General features: G+C 67.9%; 30 protein-coding genes and 1 pseudogene. 11 read left to right on the forward strand and 20 right to left on the reverse strand.

Annotation, left to right across the window (positions count from 1 at the left end; genetic code table 11):
- Positions 1 to 13 precede the first annotated feature (13 nt).
- From ACIIOY_RS12405 to cysS, 5 genes are all read right to left on the reverse strand, one after another.
- Positions 14 to 511, reverse strand: coding sequence for a GFA family protein (locus ACIIOY_RS12405; RefSeq protein ID WP_411034984.1), 498 nt, complete (start codon positions 509 to 511; stop codon positions 14 to 16).
- Positions 508 to 990, reverse strand: coding sequence for a GFA family protein (locus ACIIOY_RS12410; protein WP_411034985.1), 483 nt, complete (start codon positions 988 to 990; stop codon positions 508 to 510). Before ACIIOY_RS12410 ends, ACIIOY_RS12405 begins: the two co-directional genes overlap by 4 nt.
- Positions 987 to 1403 (reverse strand): type II toxin-antitoxin system VapC family toxin, encoded by a 417-nt coding sequence (locus tag ACIIOY_RS12415; protein WP_411034986.1) that lies wholly within the window; start codon positions 1401 to 1403, stop codon positions 987 to 989. The genes ACIIOY_RS12410 and ACIIOY_RS12415 overlap by 4 nt, the downstream gene beginning before the upstream one ends.
- Positions 1400 to 1672 (reverse strand): antitoxin, encoded by a 273-nt coding sequence (locus ACIIOY_RS12420; RefSeq protein ID WP_411034987.1) that lies wholly within the window; start codon positions 1670 to 1672, stop codon positions 1400 to 1402. The genes ACIIOY_RS12415 and ACIIOY_RS12420 overlap by 4 nt, the downstream gene beginning before the upstream one ends.
- A gap of 62 nt (positions 1673 to 1734) precedes the next feature.
- On the reverse strand, positions 1735 to 3168 hold the full coding sequence (gene cysS, locus ACIIOY_RS12425; protein WP_411034988.1) for a cysteine--tRNA ligase: 1434 nt from the start codon (positions 3166 to 3168) through the stop codon (positions 1735 to 1737).
- Between the two features lie 590 nt (positions 3169 to 3758).
- Between cysS and ACIIOY_RS12430 the strand changes: the two genes are divergently transcribed.
- Positions 3759 to 3935 carry a hypothetical protein gene (locus ACIIOY_RS12430; protein WP_411034989.1) on the forward strand — a complete coding sequence of 59 codons (177 nt, stop codon included), beginning with the start codon at positions 3759 to 3761 and terminating at the stop codon, positions 3933 to 3935.
- Here ACIIOY_RS12430 and ACIIOY_RS12435 read toward each other — a convergent pair.
- Positions 3917 to 4693, reverse strand: a complete 777-nt coding sequence (locus tag ACIIOY_RS12435) for an SOS response-associated peptidase (RefSeq protein ID WP_411034990.1) — start codon at positions 4691 to 4693, stop codon at positions 3917 to 3919. The two genes, ACIIOY_RS12430 and ACIIOY_RS12435, sit on opposite strands and share 19 nt — an antisense overlap.
- Before the next feature lie 60 nt (positions 4694 to 4753).
- Between ACIIOY_RS12435 and ACIIOY_RS12440 the strand changes: the two genes are divergently transcribed.
- From ACIIOY_RS12440 to ACIIOY_RS12455, 4 genes are all read left to right on the forward strand, one after another.
- Positions 4754 to 5188 (forward strand): NUDIX domain-containing protein, encoded by a 435-nt coding sequence (locus ACIIOY_RS12440; protein WP_411034991.1) that lies wholly within the window; start codon positions 4754 to 4756, stop codon positions 5186 to 5188.
- The gene (locus ACIIOY_RS12445) at positions 5185 to 5601 is read left to right on the forward strand and encodes a TIGR02301 family protein (RefSeq protein WP_411034992.1); all 417 of its coding nucleotides are present in this window, start codon (positions 5185 to 5187) and stop codon (positions 5599 to 5601) included. Before ACIIOY_RS12440 ends, ACIIOY_RS12445 begins: the two co-directional genes overlap by 4 nt.
- A gap of 92 nt (positions 5602 to 5693) precedes the next feature.
- Positions 5694 to 5963, forward strand: a complete 270-nt coding sequence (locus ACIIOY_RS12450) for a hypothetical protein (RefSeq protein WP_411034993.1) — start codon at positions 5694 to 5696, stop codon at positions 5961 to 5963.
- A gap of 16 nt (positions 5964 to 5979) precedes the next feature.
- Positions 5980 to 6759 (forward strand): hypothetical protein, encoded by a 780-nt coding sequence (locus ACIIOY_RS12455; protein WP_411034994.1) that lies wholly within the window; start codon positions 5980 to 5982, stop codon positions 6757 to 6759.
- Positions 6760 to 6761: 2 nt separating this feature from the next.
- Here the strand turns inward: ACIIOY_RS12455 and ACIIOY_RS12460 are convergent.
- Positions 6762 to 6958: pseudogene (locus ACIIOY_RS12460) on the reverse strand (amino acid transporter); the annotation flags it as partial.
- A gap of 110 nt (positions 6959 to 7068) precedes the next feature.
- Between ACIIOY_RS12460 and ygfZ the strand changes: the two are divergent.
- The 5 genes from ygfZ to ACIIOY_RS12485 all read left to right on the forward strand — a co-directional run bounded on the left by ygfZ (position 7069) and on the right by ACIIOY_RS12485 (position 11016).
- On the forward strand, positions 7069 to 7914 hold the full coding sequence (ygfZ, locus tag ACIIOY_RS12465) for a CAF17-like 4Fe-4S cluster assembly/insertion protein YgfZ (RefSeq protein ID WP_411035176.1): 846 nt from the start codon (positions 7069 to 7071) through the stop codon (positions 7912 to 7914).
- A gap of 58 nt (positions 7915 to 7972) precedes the next feature.
- A complete protein-coding gene (locus tag ACIIOY_RS12470; protein WP_411034995.1) occupies positions 7973 to 8602 on the forward strand; it encodes a YfbR-like 5'-deoxynucleotidase in 630 nt (209 codons plus the stop codon).
- 2 nt (positions 8603 to 8604) lie between these two features.
- Positions 8605 to 9138 (forward strand): tyrosine phosphatase family protein, encoded by a 534-nt coding sequence (locus ACIIOY_RS12475; protein ID WP_411034996.1) that lies wholly within the window; start codon positions 8605 to 8607, stop codon positions 9136 to 9138.
- A complete protein-coding gene (locus ACIIOY_RS12480) occupies positions 9135 to 10112 on the forward strand; it encodes an NUDIX hydrolase (RefSeq protein ID WP_411034997.1) in 978 nt (325 codons plus the stop codon). The genes ACIIOY_RS12475 and ACIIOY_RS12480 overlap by 4 nt, the downstream gene beginning before the upstream one ends.
- A 67-nt stretch (positions 10113 to 10179) precedes the next feature.
- Positions 10180 to 11016, forward strand: coding sequence for a mechanosensitive ion channel family protein (locus ACIIOY_RS12485; protein WP_411034998.1), 837 nt, complete (start codon positions 10180 to 10182; stop codon positions 11014 to 11016).
- Position 11017: 1 nt separating this feature from the next.
- Here the strand turns inward: ACIIOY_RS12485 and ACIIOY_RS12490 are convergent, their stop codons facing one another.
- From ACIIOY_RS12490 to ACIIOY_RS12520, 7 genes are all read right to left on the reverse strand, one after another.
- Complete coding sequence (locus ACIIOY_RS12490) at positions 11018 to 11539, reverse strand: superoxide dismutase family protein (protein WP_411034999.1); 522 nt, start codon at positions 11537 to 11539, stop codon at positions 11018 to 11020.
- Between the two features lie 66 nt (positions 11540 to 11605).
- The gene (nadC, locus tag ACIIOY_RS12495; protein WP_411035000.1) at positions 11606 to 12511 is read right to left on the reverse strand and encodes a carboxylating nicotinate-nucleotide diphosphorylase; all 906 of its coding nucleotides are present in this window, start codon (positions 12509 to 12511) and stop codon (positions 11606 to 11608) included.
- Positions 12508 to 12879, reverse strand: coding sequence for a type II toxin-antitoxin system RelE/ParE family toxin (locus ACIIOY_RS12500; RefSeq protein ID WP_411035001.1), 372 nt, complete (start codon positions 12877 to 12879; stop codon positions 12508 to 12510). Before ACIIOY_RS12500 ends, nadC begins: the two co-directional genes overlap by 4 nt.
- Entirely contained in the window at positions 12876 to 13133 is a 258-nt protein-coding gene (locus ACIIOY_RS12505; RefSeq protein ID WP_411035002.1) for a type II toxin-antitoxin system ParD family antitoxin, read from the reverse strand. The genes ACIIOY_RS12500 and ACIIOY_RS12505 overlap by 4 nt, the downstream gene beginning before the upstream one ends.
- A 60-nt stretch (positions 13134 to 13193) precedes the next feature.
- Positions 13194 to 14792, reverse strand: a complete 1599-nt coding sequence (locus tag ACIIOY_RS12510; RefSeq protein ID WP_411035003.1) for an L-aspartate oxidase — start codon at positions 14790 to 14792, stop codon at positions 13194 to 13196.
- 175 nt (positions 14793 to 14967) lie between these two features.
- Positions 14968 to 16047: a quinolinate synthase NadA gene (nadA, locus tag ACIIOY_RS12515; RefSeq protein WP_411035004.1), complete on the reverse strand. Its 1080-nt coding sequence runs from the start codon at positions 16045 to 16047 to the stop codon at positions 14968 to 14970.
- Positions 16048 to 16217: 170 nt separating this feature from the next.
- The gene (locus ACIIOY_RS12520; RefSeq protein ID WP_411035005.1) at positions 16218 to 17453 is read right to left on the reverse strand and encodes an MFS transporter; all 1236 of its coding nucleotides are present in this window, start codon (positions 17451 to 17453) and stop codon (positions 16218 to 16220) included.
- A gap of 298 nt (positions 17454 to 17751) precedes the next feature.
- Between ACIIOY_RS12520 and ACIIOY_RS12525 the strand changes: the two genes are divergently transcribed.
- Positions 17752 to 18744: a magnesium transporter CorA family protein gene (locus ACIIOY_RS12525; protein ID WP_411035006.1), complete on the forward strand. Its 993-nt coding sequence runs from the start codon at positions 17752 to 17754 to the stop codon at positions 18742 to 18744.
- Between the two features lie 27 nt (positions 18745 to 18771).
- Here ACIIOY_RS12525 and vapC read toward each other — a convergent pair whose 3' ends face one another.
- From vapC to recO, 6 genes are all read right to left on the reverse strand, one after another.
- Positions 18772 to 19170 carry a type II toxin-antitoxin system tRNA(fMet)-specific endonuclease VapC gene (gene vapC, locus ACIIOY_RS12530; protein ID WP_411035007.1) on the reverse strand — a complete coding sequence of 133 codons (399 nt, stop codon included), beginning with the start codon at positions 19168 to 19170 and terminating at the stop codon, positions 18772 to 18774.
- The gene (gene vapB, locus ACIIOY_RS12535) at positions 19170 to 19403 is read right to left on the reverse strand and encodes a type II toxin-antitoxin system VapB family antitoxin (protein ID WP_411035008.1); all 234 of its coding nucleotides are present in this window, start codon (positions 19401 to 19403) and stop codon (positions 19170 to 19172) included. Before vapB ends, vapC begins: the two co-directional genes overlap by 1 nt.
- A gap of 81 nt (positions 19404 to 19484) precedes the next feature.
- A complete protein-coding gene (locus tag ACIIOY_RS12540; RefSeq protein ID WP_411035009.1) occupies positions 19485 to 20330 on the reverse strand; it encodes an MOSC domain-containing protein in 846 nt (281 codons plus the stop codon).
- A 223-nt stretch (positions 20331 to 20553) separates the two neighbouring features.
- On the reverse strand, positions 20554 to 23391 hold the full coding sequence (locus ACIIOY_RS12545; RefSeq protein WP_411035010.1) for a DUF2339 domain-containing protein: 2838 nt from the start codon (positions 23389 to 23391) through the stop codon (positions 20554 to 20556).
- Positions 23392 to 23487: 96 nt separating this feature from the next.
- Positions 23488 to 23997: a PaaI family thioesterase gene (locus tag ACIIOY_RS12550; RefSeq protein WP_411035011.1), complete on the reverse strand. Its 510-nt coding sequence runs from the start codon at positions 23995 to 23997 to the stop codon at positions 23488 to 23490.
- Entirely contained in the window at positions 23994 to 24758 is a 765-nt protein-coding gene (gene recO / locus ACIIOY_RS12555) for a DNA repair protein RecO (RefSeq protein ID WP_411035012.1), read from the reverse strand. Before recO ends, ACIIOY_RS12550 begins: the two co-directional genes overlap by 4 nt.
- Positions 24759 to 24992 lie beyond the last annotated feature (234 nt).

Genomic DNA, 24992 nt, shown 5'->3' on the forward strand with positions numbered 1-24992 from the left:
CAGGCTCCTTCGCTCACGCCGTATCCTCCGGCGGCCAGTGGTCGGTGTCGTAGTCGGGATGCTGGCGGTTGGAGTCGCGGATCGCCACGTGGCGCGCCTCGCCGCCCTCCCCTTCGTTGCTCTCGTGCTCGGGCAGCTTCGGCAGCTGCCCGAACCAGACCACGCGCGATTCGACGCCGGACTGGGCGAGCGGGCGCACGTCGTCCGGATCGTCGAGCGAGCCGAGCGTCACGTTGATATGGGCCGAGGCGGGAGCGTCGTAGAAGAGCGGCGTGCCGCAGTCCCGACAGAAGCCGCGGCGCACGAGGTCCGAGGAGCGGAACCAGCCGGGCTCGCCGCGCGTCAGGCAGAAGCGCTCGCGCGGCGCGTTGGCGAGCGGCAGGAAATAGTTGCCGGCCGCCTTCTGGCACATGCGGCAATGGCACAGATGCGGGTCGCCGAGCGTGCCCTCCACGCGGTAGCGCACCGCGCCGCACTGGCAGCCGCCGGTATAGATGCGCGCGATGCTCATGGCTTGCGCTCCGGCGGCCACTCGTCCGTGTCGTGGTCCGGGTGCTGGTAGGAGACGAGGTCGGCGAGGAACGAAGCGGCATCCTGGTCCGCCATGGTCTCCTCGCCCGGCAGATCGCGGATCGCGTCGACATAGGGCAGCTTCGCCTCGATGCCCCACTGGATGCGCGGGGCGATCCCGGCGGGATCGTCGAAGGACGCGATGGTGAGCGCCACGCCGTCCGGCGCCTCGTAGGTCAGCGGCGTGCCGCATTCGGCGCAAAAGCCGCGATAGCCGTGGTTGGAGGAGCGGAAACGCCTGGGCGCGCCGCGCGTCCAGGTGAGCCTGGCCTCGCGCACCGAGACGAGCGGCAGATAGAAATTGCCGCTCGCCTTCTGGCACATCCGGCAATGACAGACCGACGCGTCGCCCAGCGCCCCCTCGACATGGAAGCGCACGGCACCGCACTGGCACCCGCCGGTATAGAAGGGTGTGGTCATGGCCGGGCCTCCAACCAGTTCTCGACCTTCAGCCCCTCGACGCGGGAGAACTCGCGGACATTGGCGGTGACGAGCGTCAGGTCGAGCGAGAGGGCGTGGGCGGCGATGAAGAGGTCGGTATAACCGATCGGCTGCCCGCTTTTCTCAAGCGTGCTGCGCGTTTGCGCATAGGCGAAGGAAACCGGCGCATCGTAGGGGAGGATCTCCACCTCACCCAGGACGGCCTCCACGCGGCGGGCAAGCGCGACAGCCCCCTTCTTCCGCAAGCCGTAACGCAGCTCCGAAGCCACGATGGCACTCGTGCATAGCGCGTCATCATTGATCGTCGCTACCCGGCGCGCGGCCGCGCCATCGGGATTGCGGACGATGTCCGAGATCACGTTCGTGTCGAGCATGTAGCGAAAGGTGGTCAAAGGTCGACCTCCTCAGGCGGCGGTTGCGTCTCATCCAGTTCCGGGAAATCTCCTTCCCAGGGCTCAAAGGTCGCCAGCAAGGCGGCAAGCCCCATCTTCCTGTGCTTCGGCTCCAGGATGAGGCGGTCGCCTTCCTTGCGCATGACAGCCTCGTTTCCCGGAAGCTCGAACTCCACGGGAATGCGGACGGCCTGATTGCGGCCGTTGCGGAAGAGTTTCACCTCCCGCTCCTGTGCTGCCTGCGGCATCTCCTTCAGTCTCGCATTCATGGCGACCTCCATCGACGATGACATATGCCCAAGCATATGCCTTCATTCCCCCCAATACAACGCTATCGCTTCACCTCCCACGTCGTCACGCGCTCGCCCGTCTCCGGGTCCTTGCCGTCCTTGAGCTGGATGCCCTTTGCGGAAAGGTCGTCGCGGATCCTGTCGGCTTCGGCGAAATTCCTCGCCTTCAGCATTTCCAGGCGGAGCTGGATGAGCGTTTCGATGCTCTCCTCCAGCGCCTTCGGGACCTCGACCTTCTTCGGCAGCACGCCGAGAATCTCGGCGCTGGCGGCGAAGACGGGCAGCATCAGCGGGTCGGCGTTGGCGCACTGGGCGAGCGCATGCAGGGCCTGCACGGCCGCGACCGTGTTGAGGTCGTCGAGGAGCGGGGCGAGCACGCTCTCGTCCACGCGGCCTTCGGCCGGATCGCCGCCGGCCGGCCACTTGGCGATGAGGCGCTCGGCCTCCTCCAGCCGCTTGACGGAAAAGTCGATCGGCTCGCGGTAGTGCGTCATCAGCATGGCAAGGCGCAGCACCTCGCCCGGCCATTTGCGGCCGCCGAACTTCTCCTCGTGCAGGAGCTCGTGGATCGTGACGAAGTTGCCTTCCGATTTCGACATCTTGCGGCCTTCGACCTGCACGAAACCGTTGTGCATCCAGACGTTGGCCATGACGTTCGTGCCGTGGGCGCAGCGCGACTGGGCGATCTCGTTCTCGTGGTGCGGGAAGATGAGGTCGAGCCCGCCGCCGTGGATGTCGAAGGTTTCGCCGAGATAGGCCGCAGACATGGCCGAGCACTCGATATGCCAGCCCGGCCGGCCGCGGCCCCACGGGCTCTGCCAGCCCGGCTCCTCCGGCGAGGAGAGCTTCCACAGCACGAAGTCGCCGGGGTTCTTCTTGTGCGCATCGACGGCGACGCGCGCGCCGGCCTGCTGCTCTTCGAGGTTGCGCCTGGAGAGCTGGCCGTAATCGGCCATCGAGCCGGTGTCGAACAGGACTTCGCCATTGGTTTCATAGGCATGGCCGCGTTCGATCAGACGCTGAACCAAGGTGATCATGTCCGCCTTGCCGTCCTCGCGCGGCTCGACGAACTCGGTGGCGCGCGGCTCGTGCGTCGGCTTCAGGCAGCCGAGCGCGGCGACGTCCGAATGGAACTGGTTCGCCGTCTTCTCCGTCACGCGGCGGATCGCCTCGTTCAGCGTGAGCGCGCCGCTTTCGATCTCGCCGCCGAAATCGCGCAGGGCGCGCGCGTTGATCTTGTCGTCGACGTCCGTGATGTTGCGGGCATAGGTGACGCCGTTTTCACCATAGACATGGCGCAGCAGGCGGAACAGCACGTCGAAGACGATGACCGGCCGGGCGTTGCCGATATGGGCGAAGTCGTAGACCGTCGGGCCGCAGACGTACATGCGCACGTTGCCGGGATCGATCGGAGCGAAGGGCTCCTTCGAGCGCGTGAGCGTGTTGTACAGCGTCAGGACCGGCTTTTCGGCCATAAGAATCTCCCAAAATGCGTAAACCCGGCTGGCCGGGTCGTTGTCATCCGGGGATTTTGAGGGACGAAAACGGCCAGGCCAGCGCGTGCGCTAGCGAATAATGCTCCGGCGAATGCAGAGTACCGTTTTCATGGCCTGCTTTATCGCGCCCCGGGCGCGTCCGGTCAAGCGGGCAGAGCGCATCCCCACGCGAAAATCCCGTTCTTCCGGCCTGTTACCGCGGTGACAGGTCGGCGCCGCCGCCTGTGCGAGAAGAGGCGGCCAACCCGAAGACCGAAGGAGCAGGACCGATGAGCACCGCAAAGACCGAAAACCGCCCCGCGACCGACCTTGCCGCCCGCTACAATCCCGTGGCCATACGCGCCGTCGTGGCCGCCGCGCTGCTGGCCAGGCCCGCCGCCGCAAAATGAATATTAGCGACCGTTACAATTCTTGATCGCCGAAACCGGCGATTTGGGCCTTTCGCCGCAGAGCGATCAAAGTTTGAGCAGAATTTGGCCGAATGGGCCGTGTAAATGCATGGCTCGTCGGGGGTAGCAACCGGGGGAAGAAACGGGGCTGCCTGATGGAAACCGCTTCAGGAGAGTGAAATGTCGACCGCAAGGAAGCAACCGGTAGAGCACACGGACGCCAACGAAAAGCTGCAGGAGCGCTACAAGCCGCTCGGCCTGCGCGCCGTCGTTGCCGCCACGCAGTGCAAGCCCGAGAAGAAGGCCGCCGATACGCGCCGCAAGCGCGATATTCCGGCTCAGAAGAGAGAAAGCTGATCCGACGATGGGGGCGCCTGCGCGCCCTTGTTCGTTTCTAAGGCCACGTCTTCGGCGGGTTCCGCCACCGGCTCCAGGATGTCCGGCCCCATGTTGGCGACCTTGTTCACCTTGTCGGAGATCGGGATCGCCTCGAAGAAGCCGTCGCCGACTGGCTTCATGAGGTCCGCCACATCGCGCGGCTCCTGCGTCTTGCAGTCGAGCCATCGCGAAAAGTCCTCCCGGCGGATGACGACGGGCATACGGTCGTGGATGCGGGAAACGTCGTTGTTGGCCGCCGTCGTCAGGATCGCGCCGGTATCGACCTCCGAACCGTCCGCCGAGGACCACGTCTCCATCAGGCCGGCGAAGGCGACGATCCCGCCCTTCCTCGGGCGCACCCAGTAGGCCTGCGCCTTCGCGCCCTTCCCTTCCGGCCGGCGCCATTCGAAGAAGCCGGAAGCCGGCACCAGGATGCGGCGGTGCCGCATGGCGGCGCGGAAGGAGGCCTTGCCGATCGCCGTCTCGGCGCGGGCATTGATGAGCAGAGGGAAGTCGCGCGGGTCCTTGACCCAGCCGGGCAGGAAGCCCCAGCGCACCAGCACGGCCCTGCGCTCCGGCAGGTTGCTGCCGGGCTCGCGCCGTTCGCCCGCCACGACGACGAGGATCGGCTGCGTCGGCGCGATGTTATAGCGCTCGGGCAGGTCTTCCAGCTCCGCAAGATCGAAATACTCGCGCGCGAGGTCCGTCTTGGCCAGCAATGCAAATCGTCCACACATGGCATCGTCATCGCACTTTGCCTATAAGGGGTCAATGAAGCGCAACCGGATCCGCCCGCGATGAAGAGATCGAAGAAGCCCCAGCCTGCCGCCTCCGCCATCGTCGAGCGCGACGGGCGCTACCTGCTCGTGCTGCGCAGCAACCCGCCGGCGGCCGCCATGTTCGCCTTTCCGGGCGGGCGCGGCGAGGAGGGCGAGACGCCGGCCGAGACGGCGCTGCGCGAGCTTTACGAGGAAACCGGCATCCGCGGGGAAAAACCGGTGCTCTTCGCCACCTACGACCTGCCCGGCCGCGAGGACGGGCCCGGCAGCCCGTCCTTCTTCCTGTCCGTCTTCAAGGTGCAGGCCGACGCGGCGGCCGTCGCCGTCGCCTCCGACGATGCGGCTGGCGTCGGCTGGTACACCGCCGAGGAGATCGAGAAGCTTCCCGCGCCCGACAGCGTGCGCGAATGCATCGGCCGGCTGGAGGCCGAACGGGCGAGGCTCACCGCATGAAGGTGATTCGCCTCGCCGTGTTCATGGGCCTTATGCTCGCCGCGCCCGCCCTCGCCCAGCAGGCCAAGGGCGATACGGCCAAGCAGACGCCCGCCGTCGAGGAAAAGCCCGCGCCCTACGACGAGCGGCTGGAACGGCTCTCGGAAATCCTCGGCGCGGTGCATTACCTGCGCAATCTGTGCATGGACACGGCGGAGGACGGCTGGCGCGCCGCCATGCAGCGCCTCATCGACCTGGAGGCGGCGAACGAGCCGAAACGCCGGGAAAAGCTTACCGCGGCCTTCAACCGGGGCTACCGCTCCTTCGCCGCCATCTATACCGCTTGCACCGACTCGGCGGTTGTCGCAGAAGACAGATACCGTAACGAAGGTGCAACACTTGCCACGGAAATAACCGCAAGGTTCGGAAATTAGCGATTAATTAACCTGTTTTCGCGGCAGCCAGTGCCGTTTTGGGAAAAGGCTGCTAAGGTCGTTAACAGTCAAGTAAGAACTGAATGCCTCGCATGGACCGATCAATGGAACCTACTCTCAACGATATCGACGAGATGATCGTGCACGAGAAGATGCAGGCCGCTCTGGAATACCAGAACGAGGCCTGGGCTGACGGCATGGCGGACGGCATCGAACCGGAAATCATCGCCGACGCGGCCATCGCGCTTGCCCTGCGCGAGACCATCCGCGTCCATGGCGAACACGGCGCGGAAGCGATGCTCGAATCGCTGCGCGAGCGCATGCTGGCTGGAGAATTCTCCCCCGAGCGTATCCTGCAATAGGCTGGAAAGACAGGTCATGCAGACGTCCGCTGACGGCAAAAAGCTGCTTTGCAGCAGCCTTCTCGCGTTGTCGGTGCTTTTTGCGGCGACGGCGCTTACCGCGCCGCTGCGTCCCGCTTTTGCGCTGAGCGAACTGAAGGGCGAGCAGGGCCAGGTGCAGGAAAAGCCCGCGGAAGGCGGCGAAGCGCCCCCCATCGAGGAAGAGGAAGAGACCGGCCCGCTCGAACTGCCGATGCCGGACCCGCTGATTCGCGGCAACGAGGCGGTGACCGAGCCCTCGCAAGAGGCGCCCGTCACCGACGACAAGGCGGCCGAGGAGCCGCAGGTGCCCGCCGAGGTGCTCTACGACATCGGCAAGGCGCCGGAACCGGTGCGCCGCATGCGCGAGCTCATCGTCGAGGCGGCCGCATCCGGCGACATCGAGCGCCTTCGCCCCCTGCTCGGCAAGGGCATGACCGAGACGCAGGTCTCGATGGTCGAGAGCGAGGAGGGGCCCGTCGAGACGCTGAAGGGCCAGTCCGGCGATCCGGAGGGCATCGAGGTCCTCGCCATCCTGCTCGACGTTCTGGCGACGGGCTTTGCGCATGTCGACAAGGGCACGCCGGAGGAAATGTACGTCTGGCCCTATTTTGCCGAAAAGCCGCTCGCCAGCCTGACGCCGCCCGAGAAGGTGGAACTGCTGCGCATCGTGACGGCCGGCGACTTCGCCGACATGCAGGAGTTCGGCAGCTACAATTTCTACCGCGTCGGCATCACGCCGGACGGCCAGTGGAAGTTCTTCGTCACCGGCGAATGAGCCTATAGCGCATCCAGCCACGCATGACCGGGATGGGTCCTTGCGATGCAGCCAGCCAGCGCCGCTGCGCCGCGTCCAGCTTCGGCAAGGCGCGGGCGAAATCGGCCTCGTCCTTGTCGCGCCGGTGCTTTGCCTTGAAGAGCAGGACGGCCTCCGGCGCGAGGCAGGGAATGCCTCCGGCCGAAACGTGCACCATCTCGCCATGACCTTGCGAAAGCCGCCCGGCGGTTCTACTTCTGTTTCAACGGGTGCGATGATGCACCGCCCTGCGCCGGCCATGCCGGTGCGCGAGAAATCTGGATGACCCCCATGCCTTCCGTCACGCTTTCCGGCCGCGCCTTTCTCCGCCTTTCCGGCAAGGATGCCGAGACCTTTCTGCAAGCGCTCGTCACCACCAACCTTCCCGACCTGCCCGAGGGCGAGATCCGCCCCGGCGCGCTCCTGACGCCGCAGGGCAAGATCCTCTTCGACTTCCTGATCCGCCGCGACGGGCCGGGCGCCTTCCTGATCGAGACGACGGAAGACCAGCGCGACGCCCTCCTCAAGCGGCTGACCATGTACAGGCTGCGCGCGGCGGTCGATCTCGCCGTCGTCGAAGAAAACGAGGTGACGGTCGCCTGGGACGGCGCCGAAGCCGATGCGCCGCGCGACGCACGGTTCGCGAGGGCCGGCCTTCATCTCTCCCGCCGCCCCGGCGCGGGCGGCAACGACGATCCGGGCCTCTTCGACGTGCTGCGCATCAGCGCCGGCATTCCCGAATCCGGGCGCGACTACGCGCTTTCCGACGCCTTCCCGCACGACGTCCTGCTCGATCTCAGCGGCGGGCTTTCCTTCCGCAAGGGATGCTATGTCGGCCAGGAGGTCGTCTCGCGCATGCAGCACCGCGGCACCGCCCGCCGCCGCCCGGTCATCGTCAAGGGGGAGGCCGCCCTTCCCGAGACCGGCACCGAGCTTCTGGCCGGCGGCAAGCCGATCGGCGCGATGGGCAGCGTCTCCGGCGCGCTCGGCCTTGCCATCGTGCGCATCGACCGCGCGGCCGAGGCGATCCATGGCGGCACGCCGATCACCGCCGGCGGCGCGCCCGTGAGCGTCGAGCTTCCCGCCTGGACCGGCCTTGGCTTCCCGCAGGAAACCGCCGAGGTGCCGGCGCAATGAGGGCAGATGGGGGTGGCCGCGGCAGGGGGGAGATCGCCATGGGCGGTCACATCGTCCCATGAGCGGGCCTACGCGTGCGAAGACTGAGCCCCGCGCCTGGCAGCGCATGCTGTCCGGCCGCCGTCTCGACCTGCTCAACCCCTCGCCGCTCGACATCGAGCTTTCCGACATTGCGCACGGCCTTGCCCGGGTCGCGCGGTGGAACGGCCAGACGAACGGCGACCACGCCTTCTCGGTCGCGCAGCATTCGCTGGTCGTCGAGGCGGTCTTCCGCCGGCAGAACCGCTGCGATGCGGACGAATGCCTGATGGCGCTGCTGCACGATGCGCCGGAATACGTGATCGGCGACATGATCTCGCCCTTCAAGGCCGTCGTCGGCGGCGGCTACAAGGCGGTGGAGAAGCGACTGGAGGCGGCCGTGCACCTGCGCTTCGGCCTGCCGCCCGCCACGCCCGCCGCCCTCAAGGCCCGGATCAAGAAGGCCGACCAGGTCGCCGCCTTCTTCGAGGCCACGGAGCTTGCCGGTTTTTCCCATGCCGAGGCGGTCAAGTTCTTCGGCGCGCCGCGCGGCATCACGCTGGAGATGATCGACATCGCCCCGCTGCCCGCCGTCGAGGCGCAGCGGCGCTTCGCCGAGCGCTTCGAGGCGCTGGAGCGGGAGCGCGGCCCCCTTTCCGCGGCGGTGTGACGATGGGCACGATCGTCGTCGCGCCGCTGGGAAAGATCGCCGAACTCGCCGTGCGCCACCGCTGCCGCGAGATGCTGAGCCTCGTGGCGCCGCGCCAGGACTTCCACCGCCCCGCGGTGATCGCCGCCGAGCGCCACATGATCGTCGGCGTCAACGACATCGCCTTTGCCGGCACGGGCGGCCTCGTCGCCCCCGGCGAGGCGCATGTGGCGGCCATCCTCGGCTTTGCCCGCGGCTGGGACCGGCAGGCGCCGCTGCTCGTCCATTGCCAGATGGGCGTCTCGCGCTCGCCGGCGGCCGCGCTTCTCGCCGCCCTTGCCGTGGAACCGGACCAGGACGAGCACGACCTGGCGCAGCGCCTTCGCCGCGCCTCCGCCCAGGCGACGCCGAACGCGAGGCTCATCGAGATCGGCGACCATATGCTCGGGCGGAACGGGCGCCTCGTCGCCGCCGTCAAGGCCATCGGCCGCGGCGCGGACTATGCCGGCGACAGCCCCTTCGTCTTCTCCGCCCTGCCGGAGAGCGTGCGCCGATGACGCGACCGCCCGCCCGCCCGCCGGTCGAAATCGGCCTCAACGCGGCGGTCGTCGCGATCTCCGGCCGCAGCCCCTCGATCCTGGCGGTCGGCGGCGAGGGCGAACAGGCGCGCGACGCCCTGCCCTTCGGCCCGTTCGACCCGCAGCAGCACCGCACCTTCGAGACGAGCCTGCGCGCAAGCGTCGAGGCGCAGACGGCGCTGAAGCTCGGCTATATCGAACAGCTCTACACCTTCGGCGACCGCGGCCGCCAGAAGCTGCCGGACGAAGCGGGCACGCACATGGTCTCCGTCGGCTACCTGGCGCTGACCCGCACCGATGCCGAGGCGACCGAACGGCTGGCCGAGGCCGGCGCGGCGTGGCGCGACTGGTACACCTACCTTCCCTGGGAGGACTGGCGGCAGGGCCGACCGGCGGTGATCGACCAGGTGATCCTGCCCGCATTGAAAAGCTGGGCCTGCGACGTGCCCGCCGCCGAACGCATTACCCCCATGCCCTCACCGCGCACGCGCATGCGCCTTGCCTTCGGCCTCGACGACTTCCCCTGGGACGAGGAGCGCGTGCTGGAACGCTACGAGCTGCTCTACGAAGCCGGCCTTGCCGAGGAGGCGGTGACGGACGGGCGCGCAAGGCCCGGCCAGCCCTCGCCGGGCGTGGCGATGCGCCACGACCATCGCCGCATCCTTGCGACCGCGATGGCGCGGCTGCGCGGCAAGATCAAGTACCGTCCGGTGATCTTCGAGCTGATGGCGCCGGAATTCACGCTCACCGAGCTGCAGGCGACCGTGGAGGCGATCTCCGGCCGGCACCTGCACAAGCAGAATTTCCGCCGCCTCGTCGAAGGCGCCGAACTCGTCGAGCCGACGGGCGGCTCCACGTCCGCCACGGGCGGGCGTCCCGCCGCGCTCTTCCGCTTCCGCCGCCGCATCCTCGAGGAGCGCCCCGCGCCGGGCCTGAAGGTCGGCATGCGGTAGGGCCGCAGGGAACTTCTGCGCGCCCATGCCATTCCACCCGTCGACGTCAACGACGGGGAAAGGATCCATGGAACAACAGGCCACCGACATCATCGTCGCGACGCGCGCGGCGCTGGCGCAGGCGAGCGCGCTCGCCGTGCAATATTCCTTCTCGATCCTCGGCGCGCTCGTGCTGCTCGTGCTCGGCTGGTTCCTCTCGCGGCTGCTGCACCGCTGGGCGCTTTCCGGGCTTTCGCATGTGCGCGGCATCGATGCCACGCTGGCGCACTTCTTCGCCAACATCCTGCGCTATGCGGTGCTCGTCCTCGTCTTCGTGACGGTGCTCGGCCAGTTCGGCGTGCAGACGGCCTCGATCATCGCCGCGCTCGGCGCCGCCGGCCTCGCCATAGGCCTGGCGCTGCAAGGCACGCTCCAGAACATCGCGGCCGGCATCATGCTGCTCGTGCTGCGGCCGTTCCGGGTCGGGGAATATATCGAGACGAAGGACGTGTCCGGCACGATCACCGAAGTCGGCCTCTTCGCGACGGAGCTCAAGACCAGCGACGGGCTCTACCGCCTTGCGCCGAACTCGACGCTGTGGAACACGCCCGTCACCAATTACAGCCGCGAGCGCACGCGCAAGCACGACCTCCAGGTGACGGTGCCGGACGACCGGGACATCGACGACGAGATCGACCGGCTCTTGGCGATCGCCCGCGAGGACCCGACGATCGAGAGCGCGCCCGCCCCGCAGGTCTATGTCGACAGGCTCGAGGACAGCGCGGCGGTGCTGACGCTACGCTACTGGGTCGCCACGCCGCGCTGGTTCAAGACGACGAAGGACATGAACCGGCGGGTGCGCATCGCCTTCGGCCAGCGCTTTGCGGCGGACAGGCCGGAGCCGGACGCGGCCCCGGCCGAGTGACCTACTGGATCACGGCGCAGGCGAGACGGTCGCCCGCGCCCCCCGCCGGATCGGTGCGGTAGTCGTCCGAGCCGGCATGGACGACGAGCGCGCGGCCGCGGATGCCGCGCTCGGCATCGTCGAGGCGCACCGTCGTCGAATAGATATGCGCGCGCAGTACGCCGTCGTCCGCCACATACTGGTTGGGCAGGTCGCCGGCATGCGGGCCGTTCGCCGAGAGGAAGCCGTGCTCCTTGTCGTCCGGATTGAAATGGCCGCCGGCCGATTCGTGGCCGCCGGCATGGTCGCAGGTGCCGGACTCGTGGATGTGCAGCGCCACCCACTTGCGCGGCGTCAGGCCAGAGACCTCCACCTCGAACAGCACGCCGTCGTTTGCGGCGGTAAGGTGCGCGCGGCCGGTCTCCGTGCCGGAACGGTCGACGAAATTGGCCTGGGCGGTGTCCTTCGCCTGCTGGGCGAAAGCGGGAGCGCCGAGCGCCGCGAACGTGCCCGCCGCCGCGGCGAGCGCAACGATCTTCAACATGATGCGTCCTTCCGGTTGATTGCTCACGGAGCGGGAACGCATCGTGCGGTAGGGTGTTCCCGCCGATCAGCCCACGACGACGTCGAGGCCGATGTCGAGCGTCGGCGCGGCCATGGTGATCTTGGAGGTCGAGATGTAGTCGACGCCGGTCTCGGCGATGGCGCGCACGGTCGCAAGATTCACGTTGCCGGAGGCTTCGAGCTTCACCCGGCGTGGGTCGGCGGCATAGGCGGCATCGGTGAGGCCGGCGCAGTCGCGGTTGATCTCGACGGCGCGGCGCAGCAGTTCCGGCCCCATGTTGTCGAGCAGGACGACGTCCGGCTGCGCCTCCAGCGCCTCTTCCAGTTCCTCCAGCGTCGTCACCTCCACCTCGACCTTGACGAGATGGCCGGCGAAGGCGCGGGCGGCCCGGATGGCGCCGGCAACGCCGCCGGCGACGGCGATATGGTTGTCCTTGATGAGGATGGCATCATCGAGCCCGTAGCGGTGCGAGGAGCCGCCGCCCATGCGCACGGCGTATTTTTCCAGCGCCCTGAGGCCGGGAATGGTCTTGCGCGTGCAGCAGACCTTCGCCGGCGTATGGGCGATCTCGCCGGCAAAGCGCGCCGTGTGGGTCGCCACGCCGCAAAGGTGCATGAGGAAGTTGAGCGCGACCCGCTCGGCCGAGAGCACGGCGCGGGCGGGGCCGGAAACCTTGGCGATCACGGTTCCGGGCGAAAGCCTGTCGCCGTCCTTGACGAAAGCCTCGAAGCGGATCGCCGGGTCCATCAGCCGGAAGGCGGCGCGGGCGAGATCGAGCCCGGCGACGACGCCCTCCTCCCGCGCGTTCAGCTCCGCCTTCGCCGCCATCTCCGGCGCGATCGTCGCCTGGCTGGTAATGTCGCCCGCCCGGCCGAGGTCCTCGACAAGCGCCGCACGCACCTGCTCCTCCACCATCAGAGGGGAAAGGACGGGGAGATGGGGGGTGGTCATGGCTGTTCATCCTTTTCCGGGCTTTTGGCATCGACGAGCCGCTTCAGCGGCTCCATGCGTTCATGCAGGACGCGGAGGATGACGACATCCTGCGCGCCCTCCGCACCTGCCGCAAGGTGATAATAGAGAATGTGCGAGGCCGCATGGCGCCGGACGGCGGCGCGGGAAAGATGCATGGACCGCACGCCGGGGCGAAGCTCGTCCCGCCCGCGCGATGCCGGCCGGTACGGGTCCTCGGCCAGAAGCGCAAGGGCATGCTCGATCAGCGCCGCATAACGCACCGCCTGATCCGCGCCGAACGTCGCCACCGTATGGCGGGCGATCTCGGCGAGATCCCGCTCGGCCTCCCGCGTCAGCCGGACGGTCATTTTTCGCGGACGGCCGCGGCAAAGATGTCGCTGACGGACCGCTCGGAAAATTCGCCGCGCCCGGATTGCGCCAGCCCCGCGTCGACAGCCTTGCGCAGCAGCGCGAGCTTCGCCGCCTCGCTCTCCTGCGCCTGGCGCATCATGCGCAGCGCATCGCGCACGACCTCGCTGGCCGAGACATAGGAACCGCTCGCCACGGCGTCCTCGATGAAGTCGGCGAATTCGGGTGTCAGGCTTACGTTCAACGTGGGCATGGCGCGATCCTTTCGCCCGATTCTAGCGCCGCAAGAGCGATTGTCAATTTTTGCCAACCCTCATGCCGCCGCTGTTTCCGCCAGGTCCGCGACCACCTTCTCCGCATCGGCGAGCGTCAGGAAGGTGCGGTGCTTCCAGGCCGCTTCCTGCCCGGGGAAATCGGCGCGGAAGTGGCCGCCGCGGCTTTCCTCGCGCAGGTAGGCGGCGACGGCGATGAGCTTTGCCGTGGTGACGATGTTGTGGAAGCGCATGCGGCTGTTCTCGCGCTCCAGCACCGCGATCTCGCGGATGGCGGCCTTCAGGCCGTCGCGGTCGCGGATGACGCCGACATGGTCGCTCATGAGGCGGCGCAGCCGCTTGAGCGCGGGGCTGTCCTCGATCGTCACGAGATCGTCGCTCTCGCCGGCATTCTTGCCCCAGTCGTTGAGCTTCGGTTCCGGCAGGATGCCCTTAATGTTCTCCGCGATGCGCGCGGCGAAGACGACGGCCTCGAGCAGCGAGTTGGAGGCCAGCCGGTTCGCCCCGTGCACGCCGGTGGAGGTGACCTCGCCGGCGGCCCACAGGCCGTCGATCGAGGTGCGGCCTTCCGCATCCGTCAGCACGCCGCCCATGTGGTAGTGCACGGCGGGCACCACGGGGATCGGCTGGGTGACGGGGTCGATGCCGGCGGCGATGCAGGAGGCGTAGACGGTCGGGAACATCTCCGGGAAGTGTTTTCCGACCGCCCTGGTGCAATCGAGGAAGGCGCCGCGGCCGGCCTGCACCTCGGCGAAGACGCCGCGCGAGACGATGTCGCGCGGGGCGAGCTCGCCGTCCTCGTGGATGTCCAGCATGAAGCGGTGGCCGGCGGCGTTGACGAGGTGCGCGCCGTCGCCGCGCAGCGCCTCGGTGGCGAGCGGTGCGGGGTCGCGGCCGATATTGATGGCCGTCGGGTGGAACTGCACGAATTCCGGGTCGGCGATGATGGCGCCGGCGCGCGCGGCCATGCCGACGCCCTGGCCGCAGGCCTCCCACGGATTGGTGGTGACGGCGAAGAGATGGCCGACGCCGCCCGAGCAGAGCACCACGGCGCGCGCCGGGAAATGCACGCGGTTCTTCGACTGGCCGGCATCCGGCCTTGCGACGACGCCGGAGATGAAGCGGCCCTCGCGCACCAGTTCCTCGACCACATAGCCTTCCAGCACGCGGATCGACGGCGTGTTGCGCACGGCGGCGATCAGCGCCTCCATGATGGCCTTGCCGGCCATGTCGCCCTTCACGCGCACGATGCGGCGCTCGGAATGGGCGGCCTCGCGCGAGAGCAGGAGCTTGCCTTCGAGGTCGCGGTCGAAGGGCACGCCGTATTCGAGCAGGTCGTGGATGCGCGCGGGGCCTTCGGAGACCATGAAGCGCGCCATCTTCTCGTCGACGATGCCGGCCCCGGCTTCCAGCGTGTCGGCAACGTGCTTGTCGAAGGTGTCGCCGGGGCTCATGGCCGCCGCGATGCCGCCCTGCGCCCAGGCGGACGACGCGCCCTGCCCGATCGGCGCGGCGGCGAGGATCGTGACGGGCCGGGGGCTGAGTTTCAGCGCGCAGAACAGGCCCGCGAGGCCGCCGCCGACGATGACGATGTCGTCGATGCCGTTCCAGGATTGCGGACGGAAACTGTCGATGGGCATTTGTCTTTCCTCCGACGCATCGCCAAGCCGACCTGCCCCTCACCTGCCTGCCGGCATCCTCTCCCCGCAAGCGGGGCGAGGAACGATGGGCTTGCCGTTTTCCTCCTTCTCCCCGCTTGCGGGGAGAAGGTCCCGGCAGGGGGATGAGGGGCCGCAAGGGGCGACCGTACACGTATTACTGCTTCAAGTTCACCATCCGCTCGACGGCGAGGCGGGCGCGGTCGGCGATCGCCGGGTCCACCGTCACCTCTTCCGTCATGGTCACCAGGCTGTCGAGGATCTTCGGCAGCGTGATACGCTTCATGTGCGGACAGAGGTTGCAGGGCTTGACGAAATCGACGCCCGGCAGCTCGGCCTGGATGTTAGAGGCCATCGAGCACTCGGTGACGAGCAGCACGCGCGAGGGACGGTGGTCCTTCACGTAGTTGATCATGCCGGAGGTGGAGCCGGCGAAATCGCAGACGGCGATGACGTCGGGGTGGCACTCCGGATGGCCGATGATCTCGATGCCGGGATGGGCTTCCTTGTAGGAGAGCAGTTCCTGGGGCGTGAAGCGCTCGTGCACCTCGCAATGGCCCTTCCAGGTGAGGATCTTCTTGTTCGTCTGCTTGGCGACGTTCATCGCGAGGTATTCGTCCGGGATGCACAGGACCGTGTCGCTCTCCAGGCTCTCGATCACCGCCAGCACGTTGGAGGACGTGCAGCAGATGTCCGTCTCCGCCTTCACGTCGGCGGACGTGTTGACGTAGGTGACGACCGGCACGCCCGGATAGCGCTGCTTCAGGAGCCGCACGTCCGCACCGGTGATCGATTCCGACAGCGAGCAGCCGGCTTTCGCATCCGGGATCAGCACGGTCTTTTCCGGGTTCAGGAGCTTGGAGGTCTCGGCCATGAAGTGCACGCCGCACTGGATGATGATCTCGGCGTCCACCTTGGTGGCGTCGCGGGCGAGTTGCAGCGAATCGCCGACGATGTCGGCGACGCAGTGGAAGATTTCCGGCGTCTGGTAGTTGTGCGCGAGGATGACGGCGCCGCGCTCCTTCTTCAGCCGGTTGATGGCGGCGACATAGGGCGCGTAGACAGGCCATTCGAAGGCGGGGATGAACTGCTTCACCTTCTCGTAGAGGTGCTCGGTCTCGCGGGCGATCTCGGGGGTGAAGGTGAGGTCCGGCTTCTCGATCACGCCGAAGCGCTCCGCGGCGGTGAGCGGGCGGGCGGCCTCGGCTGCCGCCGCATGCTGGGCCAGAACGGTCATGGAACCCTCCTCTTCCGCCGCCCCTCGGCGGCATCGCCATTTTGCTCAAGTTGAGCATAATAGCTTCAAAACAAAACCGGCATTGCCGGTGGATCAGATTTAGAAACTTTTGTGACGGTTTGCAAGAAGCCCCGTCCGGATTCCTGCCGGACGGGACGGATGTCGCGGGCTCAGGCCGCGGCCGGGCGGGTAACGCCCTTCTCCTCGATCGGCCAGTGCACGATGGCCGCGAAGACGCCGAGCGCCACGCCGAGCCACCAGACCGGATCGTAGGTGCCGAAACGGTCGTAGAGGTAGCCGCCCATCCACACGCCGAGGAACGAGCCGACCTGGTGCGACAGGAAGACGATGCCGCCGAGCAGGCCGAGATGCTTCGTGCCGAACATGATGGCGACGAGGCCGTTGGTCGGCGGCACGGTGGAGAGCCACAGGAGGCCCATGACGACGGCGAAGACGATGACCGAGGCCGGCGTCTGCGGCAGCAGGATGAAGGCCGCTACGGCGACCGAGCGGGCAAGGTAGATATAGGCGAGGAAATAGGGCTTGGAGTAGCGCTGGCCGATATAGCCGGCGGCGAGCGAGCCGATGATGTTGAAGAAGCCGATCAGCGCCAGCGCGATCACCGCATAGCGCGCATCGATGCCGATGTCGCCGAGATAGGCCGGGAAATGCGCGGTGATGAAGGCGACCTGGTAGCCGCACACGAAGAAGCCGGCGACGAGCAGGACATAGGAGCGGTGGCCGAGCGCCTCGCCGAGCGCTTCGCCGATCGTCTGCTTGTATTCGCTGGCGGCGGCGATGCCGGAGGAGGAGTTGCCGCGCAGCGGGATTGCGAGCACCGGCACGAGGAGCATCAGCACGCCGAGCCAGACAAGGCTGTCCGACCAGCCGAGGGCGCTGATGAGGCCCTGCGAGAGCGGCGCGAAGAGGAACATGCCGGCCGAGCCCGCCGCCGTGCAGATGCCGAAGGCCATGGAGCGCTGCTCGGGCGTGACGTTGCGCGCGAAGGCCGACAGGAGGATGCCGAAGGAGCCGGCGCCGACCCCGAGGCCGACCAGCACGCCGCCGCCGACATGCAGCCAGAGCGGCGAGGTGCCGAGCGACATCAGGAAGAGGCCGAGCGCATAGACGATGCCCGAGATCAAAAGCACGCGCCAGGTGCCGAACCTGTCGGCAATGGCGCCGAAGAACGGCTGGCTGACGCCCCAGGCAAGGTTCTGCAGCGCCATGGCGAGGCCGAAGGTCGTGCGGTCCCAGCCGGTATCCTGCAGCATCGGCAGTTGGAAGAAGCCCATCGCCGAGCGCGGGCCGAAGGTGAGCACGGCGATCAGCGAGCCGGCGGTGATGATGAGCCAGGGCATGGGCCGGCGCGCGGCCGGGGCCGCAAGGCTGGATGGGGCGGACATGGGCGTCTCCGAATTCCGGGACTGAAACCTACGCCGGGGCATCGATGAACAAAAGCGAATTTAATTGACCGGGCGATCAACCGGATTGATGGAACATTCCGATCCGTCCGCCTGCCGTATGTACTTGACGCCGCAGCGTTTCAGGTGCATGTCCACCGCGGGCGTCACACGGCGCCAACCCAACCCGGATAGAACAATGGACCCCGATAGTCGACCATCAAGAGCGATCGCGCGACCTGTCCGGTAAGAGGCCCCTGGCTTTGCTCCGGACGGCGAGACGCCCTCAAAGGAGTGAAGCATGCTGCAGATCCATGCCCGCAAGGCAGACCGCTTTTGCCTGCGCGAAATTTCCAACCCGGCCATCGAGCAGGCGATTTCCCCTGCCCTCTGGTACGACCTCCTGAGCCCGACGCCGGAGGAAGTGAAGGAGGTGGAGGCCGCGCTGCACATCTCCATCCCGACGCGGGAGGAGATGGAGGACATCGAGCTTTCCGCCCGCCTCTACCAGGAGGACGGCGCGGCCTTCATGACGATGACGGCGCTCACCGGTCTGGACGGCGACGAGCCGGCCAAGCTGCCGGTGACCTTCATCCTGAAGGGCCCGACGCTGGTGACGGTGCGCCATGCGGACGCAAAGCCCTTCGCCACCTTCCGCCAGCGGGCGCTGCGCGGCAACGGCCACAGCTACGAGACCGGCGAGGACGTCATGCTCGGCCTCATCGAGGCGGTCATCGACCGCATGGCGGACGTGCTGGAGCGCCTGGGCAACGAGATCGACGGCATTTCGCGCGGCGTCTTCCGCAACAAGAAGGGCTCTTCCAGCAAGAAGACGCGGGACCTCGAAGCGCTGATCGAGCAGCTCGGCCGCAAGGGCGATTTCCTCAGCGGCGTGCGCGAAAGCCTCGTTTCCATCTCGCGCCTCGTCGCCTACCATGCGGCGGTGGAGAACCCGGCCCGCCGGCCGTCGAAGGAAATCCGCCAGCTCGTCAAGCTCGTGCAGCGGGATGCCTCCTCGCTCGGCGACCACGCGGCGTTCCTCTCCGGCAAGATCAACTTCCTGCTTGACGCGACGCTCGGCCTCATCAACCTCGAGCAGAACCAGATCATCAAGATCTTCACCGTCGCCTCGGTGGTCTTCCTGCCGCCGACGCTGGTCGCCTCCGCCTACGGCATGAACTTCGAGGTGATGCCGGAGCTGCAATGGCAGCTCGGCTATCCCTGGGCGGTCGGCCTGATGGTCGTCTCGGCCCTGATGCCGTTCCTCTATTTCAAGCGGCGGGGATGGGTCTGAGCCTCCGGACAAAGGGTGAAGGGCCGGCTACAACCAGTTTTCGGCCCTCACGCCGGGCATGCGGGCAAACTCCCGCAGGTTGTTGGTGACGACGATCAAACCCTCGCTCCGTGCGTGGCCGGCGATCTGCATGTCATGCGGGCCGCACGGCGTGCCCGCCCGCTCCAGCTCCGCGCGGACCTGCCCGTAGTGCGCGGCAGCCTTGTCGGCAAACGGCAGGACCTCCAGCCGCGCCACGAAATGCTCGATCGCCGTCAGGTTTTCCGCGCGGCGGGCCGATTTCTCCGCGCCATAGTGCAACTCCCCCAGCGTGATGCTCGATATGCACAGCTGCTCGGCCAGCGCGTTGAACTTTTCGCGGACGGCGGGCGGGTAGGTCTTCATCACATAGATGCAGATATTGGTGTCGAGCATATAGGTCAGCATCAGAACGACTCGCGCGTCTCCACTGCCGGCTGCTCCCGCTCGCTCATGAAATCATCGCTGACACGCGGTCCGTTCAGGAAAAGATCGTCCCATTTTAGCCCCTGCGGGACGATGACACGGCTACGGCCAATCTTGAGAACATCCACCACATGCACATCCTCCGGGAAGGCGACGGCCTTGGGAAGTCGAACTGCCTGGCTGCGATTGCTTGTAAAAACGGTCGAATTGGCCATGCTGCATCCTCATGTGATATCCCGCTGGGATATACATAATGTCCAAAGCCCGAAACGACAAGGATGCGCCGCAGCGAACGCTCAGGCCCGCACCTTCATCGGCCACCGCTCGGCCCGCGTCTTCACCACGCGCACCGCATCTCCAAGGCGGATCTCGCCTTCGCCGCGCGGCACGGCGTTCCAGCCGAAGAGGACGCCCGGCACGCGGCGGTCGGCGGACATGCGCCTTTCGGCGAGGCCCTGGATCGGGTTGCCGCCGGTGCGCTCGCCCGTCGTCTGGTCCTGCGTGGTCATGATGCAGCGGGCGCAGGGCTTCACGAAATCGAAGGCGATGCCGCCGATCTCGATCGTTTCCCAGAAATCCTCCGCCCAGGGCTCGTCGCAGGAGACGAGGATGTTGGTGCGGAAGCGGTCCATGCCCACCGGCTCCTGGCCCTTGGCGAGGAGCGTCCGGTTGAGATCATCGAGCGAGCCGGTCGTCGTGACGAGGACCGGGAAACCGTCGGCGAAACCGACCGGCACCGGGCGGCCTGCCCATTCTTCGCCCTCGGCGCGTGCGGAGAGCGCATCCATCTGCACGAGCCTGACCGGCCGGGCGAGCCAGCCGGACAGGGCCTCGTTCACCGCCTCGTCGGCGACGGCCGCGCTCACCGGGCTGTCCCAGATCGTGACGTCCATGCGGTCGTCCGGCTCGAAGCTGGCGAAGAGCTGGCGGCCTTCCATTTCCAGATGCAGGCTCTCGCCCACCGCCGTCGCCTCGATGCGGGCGAGCGCCTGGAGCTCGCGCTGGGTGATGAAGCGGCCGTCGGGCTCGACGACCATGAAGCGCCGGTCGCCGGCAAGGCCGTCGAGGCGCACGGCCGCGCTTTCGACGGGGATCGCCCGGCCGCTCTTCAGCGGGTGAATGTTCAGACCTTCTATCTTCATGCCGGCGACTTTCCTGAGGTTTTGATTCAATGCCCTGGCGAACCGATTCAACCCGGCGGCACAAAAGCATGTTTTCCTTCAGATTTCATCCAGAAGCATGTCGCGGGTCGCCGCCCTTGCGGCGGCAGGGTGCAAGGCAGGCGAAGGACATGGGCGCGATCCGAAGCGGCTGCCCGGGACCAAGGGACAAAACCCGATCTGATCGAGCCTTGACCTTCGCCCGTCAGGAGCTGGCGTTCAATTCCGCCTTTTCCTCCGTCCCGGACTTTCCGGAAAGTATCCTCTGGTAGAACAGGCCGATACCGATCAGCACCGCGCCGAGCCCGATGAAGGAGAGCGCGCGCAGGATGCCCTCGAGATTGGCCATGTCGATCAGGAAGACCTTGATGACGGCGATCAGCACGAGGCCGGCGGAGGCGAGGCGCACGCTCTTGGAATCGAATTTCGAGCCGACCGCCAGCAGCAGCACGCCGAGCAGCAGCCAGACGACCGAATAGGTATAGGTCTCCGGCTGGAGGAAGCCCTTCCAGTCGGCGATGCCCTCGCCGTGCCAGTAGCGGCGGACGCAGAGCGTGAACCAGGCGAAGACCAGCGCGACGCCGGTGAGCGCCAGCATGGTCACGTAGGGCATCGGCCGGCGGTCGCGCGCATACCAGGCAAGGCCGCCATAGGCGAGACCGGGCAGGAGGTAGCCGATGAGCAGCAGGTCGACGACCGGCCACCTGCCGAGCAGTTCGCCGGTGAAATAGGGGTTGAGGCCGACGAAATGGGCGCTCAGCACCGAAAGGACCGAAAGCACGCCGACCGCCATGGAACCGTAGCGGAAGACGGGGCTCGGCGATTTGAGGTCGAGCGACATCATGATCGCCGAGGCGCCGATGACCAGCAGCGTGTAGATCGCCTGCTCGCCGAGCGTCGGCACGGAACTGTCGAGCACGCCGCCGTTCATGCCGTGGCGCACGAGGATCGCCGCCGTCAGGAGCAGGAAGAGGCTGGCGAGCGCCTGCAGCAGGTTGCGCACCCGCGTTCCCGGCCAGCGGCGGAGCTCGAAGGCAGAGAGCGCGAGGAGCGCGGCCGGAATGCCGTAGCCCGCGAGAAGCTGGTTGAAGACGGGGGTCCTGGACAGGTTCGCCGCGCCGACGATGGTCGGTTCCCAGGCGATGCGACCCGCGACGACCGCGGCGGCGCCGGCCATCAGCCAGGGCAGCACCGGCCAGGCGCGAAGACGCGTCGCAAACACGGCGGCGGTGCCGAGCACCGCAATGCCGAGCGTGGTGACGAGGCCGTCCGTCAGGGCGTGCAGCGCCAGGAGGAGGAAGGCGAAGCCGCCGGCGGCGAGCGCCCATTGCGGAACGAAGAGGCCGTCCTCCCCGCCCCGCTCGCGGGAAAAGGCCTCTGCCGCCGCGAAGAAGACGAGGCCGAAGAGCAGGGCGAGAAGTCCGTGCTTCGGGTCGAAGGAGAGGTTGCCGAAAGTAAGGAAGCTGATGGCGAGGATCGCGAAGGGCACCGCCGGCGCCAGCACGCTCCAGAGCGCCGCGAGCGTGCCGGAACCGGCCATGCGCAGGCGCACGGCCGCAAGGCCCACCGCGGCATAGGCGACGGCGAGCACCAGCAGCAGGTCGACCGGCACCGGGCCGAGGACCGGCACGGGCGCCGTGCCCCCCAGCACGGGCGGGGCCAGCGTGCCGAAATCGTCGATCAGGATGCCGCCCGGCAGGGCCGCCATCGTGCCGACCCCGACGACGGCGCCGACGGCGGAGAAGACCGCCGGATAGATCCCCCAGCCGCGCAGCGCGCCGAGCGCGGCGAGCGCCATCACGACGGCGGCGAAACCGTAATCGGCGAAGGCGAGCGCCGGCACGCCGCTCGCCAGCATCAGGGCCGGGAAGAGGACGGCGAGCGCGCCGGTCAGCGAGACGGCAACGGCGGGCGGGGCGAACAGGCGGTCGAACGGATCGACGGAGGCCGCGCCGGTCGAGGACGGCAAGTCCTCCGCCGCGACATCGCCGGGCCAGACGAGGCCGTGGCCGAGCACCAGCACGAGCATGGCGAGGAGGACGGGCATGACCTCCACCCTGTCGGACTGCGCCAGGTAGAGCACGGCCCAGAGCGCCATGCCGGCATTGGCGAGCGCGGGCACGACCTGCCAGCGGCGGATGCGCGAGGCGGCGAAGGTCGCGAGCCAGGCGACGCCGAGGAAGCCGAACAGGCCCCAGGCGCTCGGCTCCTCGGTCGCGACCAGGCCGGGCGTGACCATGGAGGCGAGCAGGCCGAGGCCGGCCAGCGCCTGCCCGTGCAGCAGCGAAAGGCCGATCGTCGCGAAGGAGACGGCGGCGAGCAGCACGAAGGCGGTCACCGGGCCGAAATAGCTGTAGAAGCCGTAGGAGACATAGGTGACGGCGAAGAGCGTGACGGCGCCGGCGGCCGTCAGCACGCCGGGGATCATGGCGTTCTGGAAGGCATTGGCGATGAGCGGCTGGGTGCGGCGGCGCACGAACTCCCCCACCGCCATCAGCGCGAGGCCGAAGATCGCCGCGAGCGACAGGCGCACGGCGGGCCCCAGAAGGCCCTCCTCGATGGAATACTTGACCATGAAGATGCCGCCGAGCGCCAGCGCGATGCCGCCGACCCACACGGCCCAGCGCGCACCGATGCGGCTTTCGAAGCTCTCCCTCGGCCTTGCCGGAGCGGCGGCGGTGGCAGCCGCGGTCTCCTCCACGCTCTCGCTTGCGGCGGCCGTCCCGGCCGGCACGGCGGGCGTGGCGCCGCCGAAGATCGCGCGGCCCCTTTCGGCCTCCCCCTCCTCCGGCCTTGCCGGCCAGGGACCGGAAAACGCCTCCGGCACCGGCGCATCGGCCGCCTCCTCGCGCGCGGCCTCGGCCGTTTCGCCGGCCGCCTCCTCCACCGCCTCCGCCGGCGCCGTCACGCCCCCGGCCTTCAGCGTTTCGACCTCGCGCTTCAGACGCATCAGTTCTTCGCCGAGTTTCTGCGCGCTGTTTCGCGAGGCATTGAGGGTGTAGAGCGCCAGGCCTATGGCGACCAGGGAGAGGATTTCGAGCATTGCGACTCCAGAACGGCACTGTCCGGGCGGGAGACTACCCGGTTTTTTCCAAACACCAAACCGGGTTACGTTTCAGGATCGCAATCTGTTCGCCGTTCATCGCATCAGATTTTCGATCGGGAAGATGGCGCAGGTTTCCGTGCCGTGGGCGAGCAGCTTGCCCTTGCCGTCGCGCAGCCACGCCTCCGAGGTGGCGATGGTGCGCCCGCGGTGGACGATCCTGCCCTCGCAGTACACCTCGCCCATGCCGGGCAGCACGGGACGCACGAGGTTCAGCTTGAACTCGATCGTCGTATAGGCCTCGCCCGGCGTTACGACGGAGAACACCGCGCAGCCGAGGGCCGAATCCATCACCGTCGCCGTCCAGCCGCCATGCACGGTGCCGAGCGGGTTGAGGTAGTCCGCCGACGGCAGGCCGGAGAAGACCACGCGCCCCTCCTCCACCTCGGTCAGGCTGAAGGCGAGCGTTTTCGCCATGGGCGGGGCGGGCAGCTCACCGGCGAGCATCGCCCGCAGCACCTTCAGGCCGCCGTCGCGCTTCACCACATCGAGCGGCAGCGTGCCGATGCCGCCGACCGTAAGTCCTGGATAGATCTGGATCGTCATGCGCTTGCCTCTTTCGGTCGATCGTTGCCCGGCCTGCCGAGGGCCTTCAGCGCCGCCTGCACGAAGCCGTCGCGGGCGCTGGCGAGCGTGAGACCGCGCGGCTCGCAGACATGGCGGTTGAGGAAGAAGGCCGTCAGCCGGAAGCCGTCGGCAAGGGCGTCGGCATCGGCGGCGTGCCGGCCCTCGACGCCGAGGAAGGCGGGCAGCGCCAGCATCTTGTCCGCCCACGGGGCGCCCGCCTCGCGCGAGACGGCGCGGCCGGATTTCGGCGAGACGTAGCAGAGGTTCTCGCGCGTGCCGGTGGCGGCGCATTCGAGGAGGTCGAGGCCGAAGCCGAGGTCGTTCAGCACGGCCAGCTCGAAGCGGATGAAGAGCTCGCCGGCATCGGCCGGCTCGTGCAGGTGGTCGAGGATGACGGCGAGCGCCTCGAAGAGATGCGGGTGCGGATCGCGCTCCGGCAGGAAGCGCAGGAGCGCGGCCATGGCCTGCACGCCGTAGACGGCGGTCGCCGTCTCCATCAGCCGGCCGGCGCGCAGAACCACCGGCTCGATGCGGAACTCGCCGAGGTGCTCGTCCAGCCGCGCCCGCCAGGTCACGTCGACGGAATTGCCCGGCTGGAGCACCGGCTGCATGGTGCGCGAACGGCCGCCCCGCACCATGCCGAGATGCCGGCCGCGGCCGCGCGTCATCACCTCGGCGATCACCGACGTCTCGCCATGGCGCCGCACGCCCAGAACGATGGCCTCATCACTCCACTGCATGGGAAAGCCTTACGCCGTCGACCGGTTGGGGGCAAGCGGGGGCCGGCGGGCGGATGAGGGGGTAGCCTTCGACGCAGGCCATGCGGCGGAACGCCGCGTGACCCCCGCGCCACACCTAAACCCCTGCCACAGTTTCGCTTTCTTCCCGCCCTGCCGTCGCCACGTTTGCCTTCAATGAACCGGCGCAAGCCATTCAGGCCAGACTTCGACATCGAAACGACAGGTGCCCGACTC

This window comes from Shinella agrisoli, assembly GCF_046557955.1.
Taxonomy (GTDB): Bacteria; Pseudomonadota; Alphaproteobacteria; order Rhizobiales; family Rhizobiaceae; genus Shinella.

Bases quoted from the DNA above. Each gene is read 5' to 3' on its own strand.
- ACIIOY_RS12550 (WP_411035011.1), bottom strand. From the start codon at position 23,997: ATGACGATCCAGATCTATCCAGGACTTACGGTCGGCGGCATCGGCACG.
- ACIIOY_RS12545 (WP_411035010.1), bottom strand. From the start codon at position 23,391: ATGCTCGAAATCCTCTCCCTGGTCGCCATAGGCCTGGCGCTCTACACC.
- nadA (WP_411035004.1), bottom strand. From the start codon at position 16,047: ATGACCGTTCTGGCCCAGCATGCGGCGGCAGCCGAGGCCGCCCGCCCG.
- ACIIOY_RS12505 (WP_411035002.1), bottom strand. From the start codon at position 13,133: ATGCCCACGTTGAACGTAAGCCTGACACCCGAATTCGCCGACTTCATC.
- nadC (WP_411035000.1), bottom strand. From the start codon at position 12,511: ATGACCACCCCCCATCTCCCCGTCCTTTCCCCTCTGATGGTGGAGGAG.
- vapB (WP_411035008.1), bottom strand. From the start codon at position 19,403: ATGGCCAATTCGACCGTTTTTACAAGCAATCGCAGCCAGGCAGTTCGA.
- ACIIOY_RS12450 (WP_411034993.1), top strand. From the start codon at position 5,694: ATGGACCGATCAATGGAACCTACTCTCAACGATATCGACGAGATGATC.
- ygfZ (WP_411035176.1), top strand. From the start codon at position 7,069: ATGCCTTCCGTCACGCTTTCCGGCCGCGCCTTTCTCCGCCTTTCCGGC.
- ACIIOY_RS12445 (WP_411034992.1), top strand. From the start codon at position 5,185: ATGAAGGTGATTCGCCTCGCCGTGTTCATGGGCCTTATGCTCGCCGCG.
- ACIIOY_RS12435 (WP_411034990.1), bottom strand. From the start codon at position 4,693: ATGTGTGGACGATTTGCATTGCTGGCCAAGACGGACCTCGCGCGCGAG.
- ACIIOY_RS12475 (WP_411034996.1), top strand. From the start codon at position 8,605: ATGGGCACGATCGTCGTCGCGCCGCTGGGAAAGATCGCCGAACTCGCC.
- ACIIOY_RS12510 (WP_411035003.1), bottom strand. From the start codon at position 14,792: ATGCCCATCGACAGTTTCCGTCCGCAATCCTGGAACGGCATCGACGAC.
- ACIIOY_RS12525 (WP_411035006.1), top strand. From the start codon at position 17,752: ATGCTGCAGATCCATGCCCGCAAGGCAGACCGCTTTTGCCTGCGCGAA.
- ACIIOY_RS12485 (WP_411034998.1), top strand. From the start codon at position 10,180: ATGGAACAACAGGCCACCGACATCATCGTCGCGACGCGCGCGGCGCTG.
- recO (WP_411035012.1), bottom strand. From the start codon at position 24,758: ATGCAGTGGAGTGATGAGGCCATCGTTCTGGGCGTGCGGCGCCATGGC.
- ACIIOY_RS12540 (WP_411035009.1), bottom strand. From the start codon at position 20,330: ATGAAGATAGAAGGTCTGAACATTCACCCGCTGAAGAGCGGCCGGGCG.
- ACIIOY_RS12520 (WP_411035005.1), bottom strand. From the start codon at position 17,453: ATGTCCGCCCCATCCAGCCTTGCGGCCCCGGCCGCGCGCCGGCCCATG.
- ACIIOY_RS12480 (WP_411034997.1), top strand. From the start codon at position 9,135: ATGACGCGACCGCCCGCCCGCCCGCCGGTCGAAATCGGCCTCAACGCG.
- ACIIOY_RS12410 (WP_411034985.1), bottom strand. From the start codon at position 990: ATGACCACACCCTTCTATACCGGCGGGTGCCAGTGCGGTGCCGTGCGC.
- ACIIOY_RS12430 (WP_411034989.1), top strand. From the start codon at position 3,759: ATGTCGACCGCAAGGAAGCAACCGGTAGAGCACACGGACGCCAACGAA.
- ACIIOY_RS12455 (WP_411034994.1), top strand. From the start codon at position 5,980: ATGCAGACGTCCGCTGACGGCAAAAAGCTGCTTTGCAGCAGCCTTCTC.
- ACIIOY_RS12440 (WP_411034991.1), top strand. From the start codon at position 4,754: ATGAAGAGATCGAAGAAGCCCCAGCCTGCCGCCTCCGCCATCGTCGAG.
- vapC (WP_411035007.1), bottom strand. From the start codon at position 19,170: ATGCTGACCTATATGCTCGACACCAATATCTGCATCTATGTGATGAAG.
- ACIIOY_RS12420 (WP_411034987.1), bottom strand. From the start codon at position 1,672: ATGAATGCGAGACTGAAGGAGATGCCGCAGGCAGCACAGGAGCGGGAG.
- ACIIOY_RS12470 (WP_411034995.1), top strand. From the start codon at position 7,973: ATGAGCGGGCCTACGCGTGCGAAGACTGAGCCCCGCGCCTGGCAGCGC.
- ACIIOY_RS12490 (WP_411034999.1), bottom strand. From the start codon at position 11,539: ATGTTGAAGATCGTTGCGCTCGCCGCGGCGGCGGGCACGTTCGCGGCG.
- ACIIOY_RS12405 (WP_411034984.1), bottom strand. From the start codon at position 511: ATGAGCATCGCGCGCATCTATACCGGCGGCTGCCAGTGCGGCGCGGTG.
- ACIIOY_RS12500 (WP_411035001.1), bottom strand. From the start codon at position 12,879: ATGACCGTCCGGCTGACGCGGGAGGCCGAGCGGGATCTCGCCGAGATC.
- cysS (WP_411034988.1), bottom strand. From the start codon at position 3,168: ATGGCCGAAAAGCCGGTCCTGACGCTGTACAACACGCTCACGCGCTCG.